We start from the raw sequence: 11,825 nt of genomic DNA, 5'->3' as shown, positions 1-11,825 counted from the left end.
GTGGACGATTAGATTGGTGCTCATGACACAGGCTCCCGCGTCCCCCGAGACCGTCCGGCGGCAGCACGATCGAGAGATCGTCGCACTGGCCGTCCCGGCCTTCGGCGCGCTCGTCGCCGAGCCGCTCTTCGTCATGGCGGACAGCGCGATCGTCGGCCATCTGGGCACCGCGCAACTGGCCGGACTCGGCATCGCCTCCGCGCTTCTCATGACAGCCGTCAGCGTCTTCGTCTTCCTCGCCTACGCCACCACTGCCGCCGTAGCGCGCCGCGTGGGCGCCGGTGACCTGCCGGCAGCAATCCGCCAGGGCATGGACGGCATCTGGCTGGCGCTGCTTCTCGGCGCCGTCGTGATCGCGGCCACCCTGCCCGCTGCACCGGCACTCGTGGAACTCTTCGGCGCCTCGGACACCGCCGCTCCCTACGCGACCACCTATCTGCGCATCTCGGCACTCGGCATCCCGGCCATGCTCGTCGTACTGGCCGCGACCGGCGTCCTGCGTGGACTCCAGGACACAAGGACGCCGCTCTACGTCGCCGTGGCGGGCTTCGTCGCCAATGCCGCGCTGAATGTCGGCCTCGTCTACGGCGTGGGCCTCGGAATCGCCGGCTCTGCCTGGGGCACCGTGATCGCCCAATGGGGCATGGCCCTGGTCTACCTCGCCGTCGTGGTTCGCGGAGCCCGGCGCCACGGCGCGTCTCTGCGCCCCGACGCCGCCGGCATCAGAGCCTCCGCCCAGGCCGGGGTTCCCCTGCTGGTCCGCACGCTCTCGCTGCGGGCCATTCTGATGATCGCCACAGCCGTGGCCGCCCGCCTCGGGGACGACGACATCGCGGCACATCAGATCGCTCTGGGCCTGTGGAGCCTGCTGGCCTTCGCCCTGGACGCCATCGCCATAGCCGGACAGGCCATCATCGGGCGGTATCTGGGCGCCGACGACGCCCAGGGCGCCCGTGACGTCTGCCGTCGCATGGTCCAGTGGGGCATCGCCGTGGGTGCCCTGCTCGGTCTGCTGGTCGTGGTCGCCCGCCCCGTGTTCCTGCCGCTCTTCACCAGCGACCCCGCGGTGAGGGAAGCCGCACTGCCGGCTCTTCTGGTGGTGGCGCTCTCCCAGCCCATCTGCGGCATCGTCTTCGTACTGGACGGTGTGCTGATGGGTGCGGGAGACGGTCCCTATCTCGCCTGGGCGATGGTGCTCACCCTGGCAGTCTTCACTCCCGTGGCCCTGTTGGTGCCGGTTCTCGGCGGCGGTCTCACCGCGATATGGGGGGCGATGACGCTCATGATGACGGTCCGCATGCTCACCCTCTGGCTGCGTGCACGTTCTGGTCGCTGGATCATCACCGGCGCAACCCGCTGACCGTTTCACGTGAAACCGACGGCCGCCTGAAATGGCTGCCGCGTCGAGGACCTGCGTTTCACGTGAAACAAGCAAGCGGAAGGGGCCGCACCCCACAGGGTGCGGCCCCTTCTCAGCTCTTCGAGCCAAACGCAGCGATCAGGCCGCGACGACCTCGATGTTGACCTTGGCGGCAACCTCGGGGTGCAGACGCACGGACGTCTCGTGGGCGCCCAGGGTCTTGATCGCCGAGCCGAGCTCGATGCGGCGCTTGTCGACCTCGGGACCACCGGCAGCCTTGATCGCGGAAGCGATGTCGGCCGGGGTGACGGAACCGAAGAGACGACCGGCGTCGCCGGAGCGAACGGCCAGACGGACCTTCACGCCCTCGAGCTGGGCCTTCACGGAGTTGGCCTGCTCGATGGTCTGGATCTCGTGGATCTTGCGAGCACGACGGATCTGCTCGACGTCCTTCTCGCCACCCTTGGTCCAGCGGATAGCGAAATTCCGCGGGATCAGGTAGTTGCGAGCGTAACCGTCCTTGACGTCGACGACGTCGCCGGCGGCACCGAGGCCAGAGACCTCGTGGGTGAGGATGATCTTCATTTGTCGGTCACCCTTCCCTTATCGCGCCTGAGCGGTGTACGGCAGCAGCGCCATCTCACGGCTGTTCTTGACGGCCGTGGCGACGTCACGCTGGTGCTGCGTGCAGTTGCCGGTCACGCGACGGGCACGGATCTTGCCGCGGTCGGAAATGAACTTCCGCAGCATGTTCGTGTCCTTGTAGTCCACGTACGTGACCTTGTCCTTGCAGAAAGCGCAGACCTTCTTCTTAGGCTTGCGCACAGGCGGCTTCGCCATGGTGTTTCTCCTGTGTGATCAAGAAGTTGGGATACGACCCACCCTCGACCCGGACGCGCCCGGAGACCCGGGCGCGAACGGCCTAGAAGGGGGGTTCGTCCGAGTAGCCGCCACCGGCACCACCGCTGCTGCCGCCGGAGTTTCCACCCCAGCCGCCGCCACCGCCACCGGCACCCTGGTTGCCACCGGCGGGAGCGCCGGTGGCCCACGGGTCTTCGGCGGGAGCTGCGCCGGCCTGCTGGCCGCCGCCGGAGTTTCCACCCCAGCCGCCGCCCTGCTGGCCGCCACCGCCGCCGCCGTAACCACCCTGGCCGCCCTGGCCACCGCGGCCGGAAGCCTTGGTGACCTTGGCCGTGGCACTGCGCAGGCTGGCGCCGACTTCCTCGACGTCCAGTTCGTAGACCGTGCGCTTGACGCCCTCACGGTCCTCGTAGGACCGCTGCTTCAGCCGGCCCTGCACGATGACGCGCATGCCTCGCTGGAGCGACTCCGCGACGTTCTCCGCCGCCTGACGCCAGACCGAGCAGGTCAGGAACAGGCTCTCGCCGTCCTTCCACTCGTTCGTCTGACGGTCGAAGGTGCGGGGAGTGGACGCGACACGGAACTTCGCGACCGCCGCACCGGAGGGGGTGAAGCGCAGCTCGGGGTCGTCGACAAGATTGCCGACGACCGTGATGACGGTCTCGCCTGCCATGGGGGAACCTCTCGGCGGGTTTGCTGCTGGCTGCTAGTGCTGCTACTCAGAATCCCGAGATCAGCTGAGCGGGAGAGCTCAGTGGGTCTCGGGACGGAGGACCTTGGTCCGGAGGACCGACTCGTTCAGGTTCATCTGGCGGTCGAGCTCCTTGACGACCGCAGGCTCGGCCTGCAGGTCGATGACCGAGTAGATGCCCTCGGGCTTCTTCTTGATCTCGTACGAGAGACGACGACGGCCCCAGGTGTCGACCTTCTCCACCTTTCCGTTGCCCTCACGGACGACGGAGAGGAAGTTCTCGATCAGCGGGGAGACAGCGCGCTCCTCGAGATCGGGGTCGAGGATGACCATCACTTCGTAGTGACGCATGTGGAACCCACCTCCTTTGGACTCAGCGGCCACGGTCGATCCGTGGCAGGAGGGTTGTGATGCGTACGCAACGGTATCGGCCGCCACTGACAATCGGGGGTCGGCTGGCGACTTCCCCGCTCTCAACTGGACGGACACCCTGGCAAGCCTGGGCAGACACCGGTGCAGAGGGTACAGACTACCTGCACACACGCTTCCGGTTGAAATCCGGCGTGGATGACCGTCAGTCTGTACACGTCGGGTGTGTATGGCGCTACGATGCGCCGCTTTCGCAGGAGGTGCCCCATGGCACAGGCATTGCGACCCAATACCGCCGGTTCTCTCTTCGCCACCGACGGCAGAGCCCATCCAATCCAGGACACCCTGCTGGCAGTGACGCTGGTGCTCGGCGTGACGGCCTTCATCACGTCGTTCTTCCACAGCCTTCATCTGCTCAGCTCCTGGACCGGCCTGGTGGGAATCCTGACCGGCGCGTACGGACAGTGGATCTCCGAGACCACCCGTGAGCGCTTCGGTCTGATCCTGGGTCTCGGTGCCGCCGGCTTCGGCTTCTTCATCGGAATGGCCCACGGCGGCCTCTTCGGCGGAGTCTGGTGACCCGACCGGCGCCGGTGCCCGCACCACGGACACCGTCCGCGCCGGAAGACGCGTAGGAAACCTACGAATCCGGACGGAACGCCCCGGCCGCGCGCGAGCCGGGGCGCAGGTTCCGTACGCCCAGTCAGGCAGCTCGCACGGCGCAGTAGGCTTCGGCGCGAGAGCCGGAGCCCCTGTACCCATGGGGACACACCAGCCCGAGGAGCGCCCCGAATGAGCCTGACCCTGAGGACGATCAGCCGCGAGCAGCATCTGGCATACATCCAGAGCCTGCCGTCGGCGAGCCACATGCAGGTTCCGGCCTGGGCCGATGTCAAGGCCGAGTGGCGATCGGAGAGCCTCGGCTGGTTCGACGAGCGCAACGGCGAACTGGTCGGCGTGGGCCTCGTCCTCTACCGCCAGCTGCCCAAGATCAAGCGCTACCTGGCCTATCTCCCCGAGGGCCCGGTCATCAACTGGTACGCGCCGAATCTGACCGACTGGCTTGAACCGATGCTCGCGCACCTCAAGCAGCAGGGCGCCTTCTCGGTGAAGATGGGCCCGCCGGTGATCATCCGTCGCTGGGAGGCCACCTCCATCAAGGCCGGCATCCAGAGCCCGGACGTGAAGAGACTGCGCGACATCGAGGCCGACTTCATCGAACCGCGCGCCTTCGAGGTGGCCGACAAGCTGCGCCGCATGGGCTGGCAGCAGGGCGAGGACGGCGGCGCCGGCTTCGGCGACGTCCAGCCGCGCTACGTCTACCAGGTGCCGCTGGCGAACCGTTCCCTTGAAGAGGTCCACAAGAACTTCAACCAGCTGTGGCGCCGCAACATCAAGAAGGCCGAGAAGGCCGGCGTCGAGGTCGTCCAGGGCGGTTACCACGACCTCGAGGAGTGGCAGCGGCTGTACGAGATCACGGCCGTACGGGACCACTTCCGGCCGCGCCCGCTCTCCTACTTCCAGCGCATGTGGTCGGCCCTCAACACCGAGGACCCCAACCGCATGCGGCTGTACTTCGCCCGCCACAACGGCGTGAACCTGTCGGCGGCGACCATGCTGATCGTCGGCGGCCACGTCTGGTACTCCTACGGCGCGTCCGACAACATCGGCCGTGAGTTCCGGCCCTCGAACGCGATGCAGTGGCGGATGCTGCGTGACGCCTACGCGCTCGGCGCGACCGTCTACGACCTGCGAGGCATCTCCGACTCGCTGGACGAGACCGACCACCTCTTCGGCCTGATCCAGTTCAAGGTCGGCACCGGCGGACAGGCTGCGGAGTACCTCGGCGAGTGGGACTTCCCGCTGAACAAGCTGCTCCACAAGGCCCTCGACATCTACATGTCGCGCCGCTGACGTCACGTTCAGTGATTCGATACCTCTGACACCTCTGACACCTCTGACGCGTTTCCCCACACCGCAGCCACGAGAAAGGTCCCAGGTCCGGCCATGGCGCTCACCCTCTACGTCGACACCGCGCGCTGGCGGGCGCATCACAAGCACGTGCAGGAGCAGTTCCCGGGACTCGTCCCGGTCTGCAAGGGCAACGGCTACGGCTTCGGGCACGACCGGCTGGCCGAGGAGGCCACCCGGCTGGGCTCGGACGTCCTCGCCGTCGGCACGACGTACGAGGCCGCGCGCATCAAGGACTTCTTCGGCGGCGACCTGCTGGTGCTGACGCCCTACCGGCGCGGTGAGGAGCCCGTTCCGCTGCCCGACCGGGTCGTGCGCTCGGTGTCGTCGATCGACGGCGTGTACGGCCTCGTGGGCGCTCGGGTGGTCATCGAGGTGATGTCGTCGATGAAGCGGCACGGCATCAGCGAGCAGGACCTGCCGCAGCTGCACGCCGCCATCGAGAACGTCAGGCTCGAGGGTTTCGCCATCCACCTCCCGCTGGACCGCACCGACGGCTCCGACGCCGTCGAGGAGGTCATCGGCTGGATGGACCGGCTGCGCGCGGCCCGGCTGCCGCTGCACACGATGTTCGTCAGCCACCTCAAGGCCGACGAACTCGCCCGGCTGCGGCAGCAGTTCCCGCAGACCCGGTTCCGCGCCCGTATCGGCACGCGGCTGTGGCTGGGGGACCACGAGGCCACCGAGTACCGCGGTGCCGTCCTCGACGTCACGCGGGTCTCCAAGGGCGACCGCTTCGGCTACCGGCAGCAGAAGGCGGCCTCCGACGGCTTCCTGGTGGTCGTGGCGGGCGGTACGTCGCACGGGGTGGGTCTGGAGGCTCCCAAGGCCCTGCACGGCGTCATGCCACGTGCCAAGGGTGTCGCCCGGGCCGGCCTCGCCACGGTGAACCGGAACCTCTCGCCGTTCGTCTGGGGTGGCAAGCAGCGCTGGTTCGCCGAGCCGCCGCACATGCAGGTCTCCATCCTGTTCGTGCCCTCGGACGCGCCGGAGCCGCACGTCGGCGACGAACTAGTGGCCCATCTGCGGCACACCACCACGCAGTTCGACCGGATCGTGGACCGCTGAGGCGCGAGCACCGAAGAACGCAGCAACGGGAAAGGCCGTACACGAGGACTCCGTGTACGGCCTTTCCCGTCGACCGGCTGCCGGGCCCCGACACCTCGGGCCGAGCCCTGTTCGCTCAGAGCGAACTGTCGGTGACGTCCTGCTTGCCCCAGTCGACCTGCGGTCCGTCGAAGTGGGAGGCGTGCCGGGGCGGATGCGCCGCGGCACCGAGCACGAAGACGTCCTCCGCCCCGTCGAGCACTCCGCCCGAGGGATCGTCGTCGCCCGCCTGCCGCACCACGTCCCGCTCCGGCATCAGGATGTCCCGCACGATCACGCCGCACAGATAGAGCGTCCCCAGCAGGTGCACGCCGATGGCCCAGTGATAGCCGTCGGTCGGCAGGCCCTTGTGGGCGTCTCCGCTCATCGTGTACGCGAGGTACATCCAGATGCCCAGGAAGTAGGCGACCTCGCACGCCTGCCAGATCAGGAAGTCCCGCCACTTCGGCCGGGCCAGCACCGCCAGCGGCACCAGCCACAGGACGTACTGCGGCGAGTAGACCTTGTTGGTGAGGATGAAGGCGGCCACGATCAGGAAGGCCAGCTGGGCGAAGCGGGGCCGGCGGGGCGCGGTCAGCGCCAGCAGGCCGATGCCCGCGGCGCACAGCACGACGAGAAGCGTGGCGAGGGTGTTGACGCTGTCGGTGGTGAGGGGATCGCTGGAGTTCTGCGCCATGATCAGCCAGAAGGAGCCGAAGTCGACGCCCCGCTCCTGGCTGAACCGGTAGAACTTCGACCATCCCTCGAAGGCGAAGAGCATGACCGGCAGGTTCACCACCAGCCAGGCGACGACCGCGCCGCCCAGGGCCTTGCCGAAGTCCCGCCACTTACCCGCCCGCCAGCACAGCACGAACAGGGGACCGAGCAGGAAGACGGGATAGAGCTTGGCGGCCGTGGCGAGCCCCAGGAGGACGCCGAAGGCGAGGGACCGGCCCCGCGACCACATGAGCATCGCCGCGGCCGTCAGAGCGACCGCCAGCAGGTCCCAGTTGATGGTTGCGGTCAACGCGAAGGCGGGCGCCAGGGCTACCAGCAGGCCGTCCCAGGGGCGCCGGGCGTGCGTCCGGGCCACGCAGACGGCGATGACGGCCGCGCAGGCCATCAGCATCCCGGCGTTGACCATCCAGTACCACTGTTCCTGGTCCTGGATGCTGCCGCTGCCCGGCGTAAGCCAGTTGGCCACCTCCATGAACACACCGGTCAGCACCGGGTACTCGAGGTAGTCCATGTCGCCGGGAAGCTTGTCGAAGTACGGCACGAGTCCGTCGGCGAAACCGCGTCCCTGGTAGAGGTGCGGGATGTCCGAGTAGCAGGCGTGCGTGTACTGGGTGGTGGCACCGAAGAACCAGCCGCCGTTGTAGCAAGGCGCCTTCTGGATCAGTCCTAGGGCGAACATCCCGATCGCCACGAGCGCGATGATCCGCACGGGAGTCCACCAGGACGTCCCGAGCAGGGCCCGGCGGCCCAGGGGACCGCCGATCAGCTCACTGCCGGCCGCGGCCACCGGGTCATCGCTGGTCGGCTTCACCGGATCCGGCTCGTGCGCGCGCGTCGGCGTCGATTCTGCACTGGGCATGAGCGACATCCTGCCGTACGGACCTAGGAAAACACCGAGGGCCGCCCCACCTCGTTCGGTGGAGCGGCCCTCGTTTCACGTGAAACATGCGCATGTTTCACGTGAAACACCCAAGATGGGCGACCGTGCGGCTAGCCGCCGGGGCCTCCGAAGAAGCCACCGTTTCCGTTGCCTCTGCTGTTGCCGTCCGACTCCGTGGCTGTCGGCGTCGGAGTGATCTCCCCTGTTCCGCCGTTCTCGTTCCCGTTGGTCGTCCCTGCGCTGTTGTCCTGACAGTCGAAGAAGTTCGAGCAGGTCTCGGACGCCGAAGGCGAGGGCTCGACCTCCGTCTCGCTGGGGGTCGCGGACGGCGACGGCGACTCCTCTTCGGTCTCGGTGGCCGAAGGCGTAGGAGTCGGGGACGGTTCCGCGTTCACGACCTCGCCGATCGGCTGGGGCTCCGGGAAGTCCTTCGCCTTCGTGCCCTTCAGCGCCTCGGCCATGTAGTCGTGCCAGATCTGCGCCGGGAACGAGGCACCGTGGATCTTCTCCTGGCCGCCCGTGCCGAACATCTCCAGGAAGGTCCGATTCTTGTTCGACTCATCGTCGTCGTAGCGGAACATGGTGACCGCGGTCGACAACTGCGGGGTGTAGCCCACGAACCAGGCCGACTTGTTTCCGTCGGTGGTGCCGGTCTTGCCGGCCACCTCACGGCCGGGCAGCTGGGCGTTGGTACCGGTGCCCTTCTCGACGACCGTCTTCAGGACGTCCGTGACGTTGTCGGCGACCTTCGCGGTGAACGCCTGCTTCGTCTTGGTCTCGTGCGTGAAGATCTGGCCCTTCTCGCTCGTGACCTTCTCCACGGAGTAGGGATCACGCTGCTTGCCGCTGGCGGCGAAGGTGCCGTACGCACCCGCCATCCGGATCGCGCTCGGGTCGGAGATGCCGATCGAGAACGACGGGAAGCCGCTGTTGGTCAGGCTGGACTCCTTCAGGCCCGCGCTGACGGCGGATTCCTTCACCTTGTCCAGACCGACGTCCATGCCGAGCTGCACGAAGGCGGAGTTCACCGACTCGCGCATCGCCTCCCGGAGGTCGATCTTGTACTTGGGCGGACTACCCAGCGAGACGTTGCCGTCATTGGTCTGCAGCCACTCCTCGCCCTTCTCGTTCTTCCAGACCGAGCCGTCGTAGTTCTCGATCTTGAGCTTGTTCTTGCCGCTGAACAGGCTCTTGGGCGACACGATGGTGCGTTCGTCCTGCGCCTGCGACGAGCCCAGGTCCGGATCGCGCACGCCCCACGTCATCGCGGCGGCCAGCACGAACGGCTTGAACGTCGAACCGACCTGGGCACCGGTCTGGTCGGCGTTGTCGGTGAAGTGCTTGGTGGCGTCCTCGCCGCCGTAGATCGCCCGGATGGCACCGGTGTCCGGCTCCACTGACGCCCCGCCGAACTGGACGTGCGTGTCCGTCTCCGGGCGCTGCTTCGGCTTGATGTTGGCCTTCTGGACCTTCGTGACCGCCGCCTCGAGCTCCTTGACCTTGTTCTTGTCGAAGGTCGTGTAGATCGAGTAGCCGCCCTGCTGCAGCAGGTCCTGGGTGATCCCGGTCGTCTTGCTGTTGGTGACCAGGTAACCGTTGGCGAGGTCGACGAGGTAGCCGATCTGGCCCTTCAGGTCGGTGTTCGAGCGGGGGTTCTGCCACTTGGGGAGGTCGGTGTACTTGGCCCGCACCGAGGCGTCCAGATGGCCGTACTCGACCATCTTGTCGAGGGTGTCCTGCATCTGGAGCCGGGCCCGCTTGCTGTTGGCCGCGGACGTGGCGCCGACCGGGTCGACGGAGGTCGTGCCGGCGGGGTCGTAGTACGTGGCGCCCTTCAGCATGGCGGCCAGGAACGCGCACTCGCCGGGGTTGAGCTTGATCGCGTCCTTGTTGAAGTACGCGCGGGAGGCGGCCTGGATCCCGTAGGCGTTGCGCCCGTAGTACGCGGAGTTCAGGTACCCCGCCATGATCTGGTCCTTGTCGACCTCGGCGCCCACCTTGATGGACACGAAGATCTCCTTGAACTTCCGGGAGATCGTCTGCGACTGGTCGTTCAGCATGGCGTTCTTGACGTACTGCTGGGTGATCGTCGATCCACCCTGCGTCTGGCCGCCCCTCGCCATGTTGAACACGGCACGGGCGATGCCCTTGGGGTCGATGCCGCTGTCGTCGTAGAAGGTCTTGTTCTCCTGCGAGATCACCGCCCAGCGCATCTCCTCCGGGATCTGCGAGAGGTCGATGTTCTGCCGGTTCGTCTCACCACCGGTGGCAACCATCTGGCTGCCGTCCTTCCAGTAGTAGACGTTGTTCTGCGCCGTCGCCGTCTTGGCGACGTCCGGGATGCCCACCATGGCGTACCCGATGCCCGCAACGGCCACCAAGCTGCCCACGAAGCCGACGAACAGACCCGCGACGAGCTTCCAGGACGGCATCCAGCGCTGCCAGCCGTACTTGCCGGCGCGCGGGTAGTCGATCAGACGCTTGCTGTCGGGCGCCGGTCGCCCTCTGCCGCGGCCGGGACCGGTCGGGGCTCCGCGGCGGCCCCCTGTGGGCTCGGCCGCTCTGCGCCGCCCGCCCGCGTCTCTCTGGGACGCGCGCCGGCCGTCGGCACGGCTGCCGTGCGACTGCTCCTCGCCTCCGGCCCCGTGACCCAGCCCGTAGTCGGCAGGAGATCCGGTGGCGCCTCGCGGTGCCGCGCGGCGGCCGGAGGACGGACCGGACTGGCCGCGTCGGGCCGCGGCACGTCCGCCTCCCTGCGGCTGCGGCGGTTTGCGACGGTGCTCGCTCATCGAACGATTACTCCTCGGGCAGGCGCATCCGTGCGCGCCTGGAAAGGGCGGCTGGTTTCCTGTCCCCCCGAAGTACGGATGCGGTCGGTCGCGCATTCACCCGTACTGCACCGAGGACCTCGACGCCCCCCGGCATCTCATGGGTCCCGGTGGTGTGCATGGCGCACAGACTACGCACCGTCAAAACCCGCCTAGCCCCGAAGTTCACCCCAAACCAGGCAACTCGCCCTCAATGAATCGGGGATGTGATCCCGTTCACCCTCTCCCCTCTTGTCGCATCCGGAACGCCGTTCTATCGTCGTGATGTATCGAGTCGATACATCAGCGCGACATAAGGCCGAGAGGAGGCGACGATGAGCCGGCGTGCCGGGATCCTCGAGTTCGCCGTCCTGGGCCTTCTCCGCGAGTCCCCGATGCACGGCTACGAGCTGCGCAAACGGCTCAACACGTCACTGGGTGTGTTCCGTGCGTTCAGCTACGGCACGCTCTACCCCTGCCTCAAGACGCTGGTCACCAACGGCTGGTTGATCGAGGAACCGGGAAACACCCACGAAGACGCCCTCGCCGCTCCACTCGCAGGGCGTCGCGCCAAGATCGTCTACCGGTTGACGGCAGAGGGTAAGGAGCACTTCGAGGATCTGCTCTCGCAGACGGGTCCCGACGCGTACGAGGACGAGCACTTCGCCGCTCGTTTCGCCTTCTTCGGACAGACGTCGCGCGATGTTCGCATGCGCGTCCTCGAGGGCCGTCGCAGCCGGCTGGAGGAGCGCCTCGAGAAGATGCGCGCCTCCCTGGCGCGCACCCGGGAGCGCCTCGACGACTACACGCTTGAGCTCCAGCGCCACGGTATGGAGTCCGTGGAGCGCGAAGTGCGCTGGCTGAACGAGCTCATCGAGAGCGAGCGGGCCGGACGGGACCTGACAGGTCCCGCCTCCGGGGGATCCGCTCAACAGAACAACACATCTGGATCGACGGGCGGCCTGCCCCGCCCCGGGGACACCCCCGGGGCGGATCTGCCCGACGAAACCGCCACGTGAGCGCCCATTCAGGGCCTCACTCGTACACACAGGGAGCAACCGG

The 11,825-nt window shown here is 67.5% G+C and carries 11 protein-coding genes; 5 read left to right on the top strand and 6 right to left on the bottom strand.

Annotation, left to right across the window (positions count from 1 at the left end):
• Positions 1-22: 22 nt before the first annotated feature.
• On the top strand, positions 23-1,360 hold the full coding sequence (locus ASD48_RS37405; protein WP_057606521.1) for an MATE family efflux transporter: 1,338 nt from the start codon (positions 23-25) through the stop codon (positions 1,358-1,360).
• A 138-nt stretch (positions 1,361-1,498) separates the two neighbouring features.
• Here ASD48_RS37405 and rplI read toward each other — a convergent pair whose 3' ends face one another.
• The 4 genes from rplI to rpsF form a co-directional block, all read right to left on the bottom strand.
• Entirely contained in the window at positions 1,499-1,945 is a 447-nt protein-coding gene (rplI, locus tag ASD48_RS37400; protein WP_020130673.1) for a 50S ribosomal protein L9, read from the bottom strand.
• 18 nt (positions 1,946-1,963) lie between these two features.
• Positions 1,964-2,200: a 30S ribosomal protein S18 gene (rpsR, locus tag ASD48_RS37395; RefSeq protein ID WP_020130672.1), complete on the bottom strand. Its 237-nt coding sequence runs from the start codon at positions 2,198-2,200 to the stop codon at positions 1,964-1,966.
• An 82-nt stretch (positions 2,201-2,282) separates the two neighbouring features.
• Positions 2,283-2,894: a single-stranded DNA-binding protein gene (locus tag ASD48_RS37390; protein WP_057606325.1), complete on the bottom strand. Its 612-nt coding sequence runs from the start codon at positions 2,892-2,894 to the stop codon at positions 2,283-2,285.
• 78 nt (positions 2,895-2,972) lie between these two features.
• On the bottom strand, positions 2,973-3,263 hold the full coding sequence (gene rpsF / locus ASD48_RS37385; RefSeq protein ID WP_006604399.1) for a 30S ribosomal protein S6: 291 nt from the start codon (positions 3,261-3,263) through the stop codon (positions 2,973-2,975).
• 285 nt (positions 3,264-3,548) lie between these two features.
• Here rpsF and ASD48_RS37380 point away from each other — a divergent pair, with 285 nt between their 5' ends.
• The 3 genes from ASD48_RS37380 (at position 3,549) to ASD48_RS37370 (ending at position 6,320) form a co-directional block, all read left to right on the top strand.
• Positions 3,549-3,860, top strand: a complete 312-nt coding sequence (locus tag ASD48_RS37380) for a hypothetical protein (RefSeq protein WP_057606324.1) — start codon at positions 3,549-3,551, stop codon at positions 3,858-3,860.
• Positions 3,861-4,073: 213 nt separating this feature from the next.
• Positions 4,074-5,195: a peptidoglycan bridge formation glycyltransferase FemX gene (gene femX, locus ASD48_RS37375; RefSeq protein ID WP_057606323.1), complete on the top strand. Its 1,122-nt coding sequence runs from the start codon at positions 4,074-4,076 to the stop codon at positions 5,193-5,195.
• A gap of 93 nt (positions 5,196-5,288) precedes the next feature.
• Positions 5,289-6,320, top strand: a complete 1,032-nt coding sequence (locus ASD48_RS37370; protein ID WP_057606322.1) for an alanine racemase — start codon at positions 5,289-5,291, stop codon at positions 6,318-6,320.
• Between the two features lie 115 nt (positions 6,321-6,435).
• Here the strand turns inward: ASD48_RS37370 and ASD48_RS37365 are convergent, their stop codons facing one another.
• On the bottom strand, positions 6,436-7,935 hold the full coding sequence (locus ASD48_RS37365; RefSeq protein ID WP_057606321.1) for a glycosyltransferase 87 family protein: 1,500 nt from the start codon (positions 7,933-7,935) through the stop codon (positions 6,436-6,438).
• Between the two features lie 131 nt (positions 7,936-8,066).
• Positions 8,067-10,745 carry a transglycosylase domain-containing protein gene (locus ASD48_RS37360; protein ID WP_057606320.1) on the bottom strand — a complete coding sequence of 893 codons (2,679 nt, stop codon included), beginning with the start codon at positions 10,743-10,745 and terminating at the stop codon, positions 8,067-8,069.
• A 353-nt stretch (positions 10,746-11,098) separates the two neighbouring features.
• Between ASD48_RS37360 and ASD48_RS37355 the strand changes: the two genes are divergently transcribed.
• The gene (locus ASD48_RS37355) at positions 11,099-11,782 is read left to right on the top strand and encodes a PadR family transcriptional regulator (RefSeq protein ID WP_057606319.1); all 684 of its coding nucleotides are present in this window, start codon (positions 11,099-11,101) and stop codon (positions 11,780-11,782) included.
• Positions 11,783-11,825: the final 43 nt, after the last annotated feature.

Source organism: Streptomyces sp. Root1310 (assembly GCF_001426425.1).
In the GTDB taxonomy this organism is placed as follows: Bacteria; Actinomycetota; Actinomycetes; order Streptomycetales; family Streptomycetaceae; genus Streptomyces.
This window is presented reverse-complemented; position numbering and strand designations above follow the sequence as displayed.

Bases quoted from the DNA above. Each gene is read 5' to 3' on its own strand.
- ASD48_RS37405 (WP_057606521.1), top strand. From the start codon at position 23: ATGACACAGGCTCCCGCGTCCCCCGAGACCGTCCGGCGGCAGCACGAT.
- rplI (WP_020130673.1), bottom strand. From the start codon at position 1,945: ATGAAGATCATCCTCACCCACGAGGTCTCTGGCCTCGGTGCCGCCGGC.
- rpsR (WP_020130672.1), bottom strand. From the start codon at position 2,200: ATGGCGAAGCCGCCTGTGCGCAAGCCTAAGAAGAAGGTCTGCGCTTTC.
- ASD48_RS37390 (WP_057606325.1), bottom strand. From the start codon at position 2,894: ATGGCAGGCGAGACCGTCATCACGGTCGTCGGCAATCTTGTCGACGAC.
- rpsF (WP_006604399.1), bottom strand. From the start codon at position 3,263: ATGCGTCACTACGAAGTGATGGTCATCCTCGACCCCGATCTCGAGGAG.
- ASD48_RS37380 (WP_057606324.1), top strand. From the start codon at position 3,549: ATGGCACAGGCATTGCGACCCAATACCGCCGGTTCTCTCTTCGCCACC.
- femX (WP_057606323.1), top strand. From the start codon at position 4,074: ATGAGCCTGACCCTGAGGACGATCAGCCGCGAGCAGCATCTGGCATAC.
- ASD48_RS37370 (WP_057606322.1), top strand. From the start codon at position 5,289: ATGGCGCTCACCCTCTACGTCGACACCGCGCGCTGGCGGGCGCATCAC.
- ASD48_RS37365 (WP_057606321.1), bottom strand. From the start codon at position 7,935: ATGCCCAGTGCAGAATCGACGCCGACGCGCGCGCACGAGCCGGATCCG.
- ASD48_RS37360 (WP_057606320.1), bottom strand. From the start codon at position 10,745: ATGAGCGAGCACCGTCGCAAACCGCCGCAGCCGCAGGGAGGCGGACGT.
- ASD48_RS37355 (WP_057606319.1), top strand. From the start codon at position 11,099: ATGAGCCGGCGTGCCGGGATCCTCGAGTTCGCCGTCCTGGGCCTTCTC.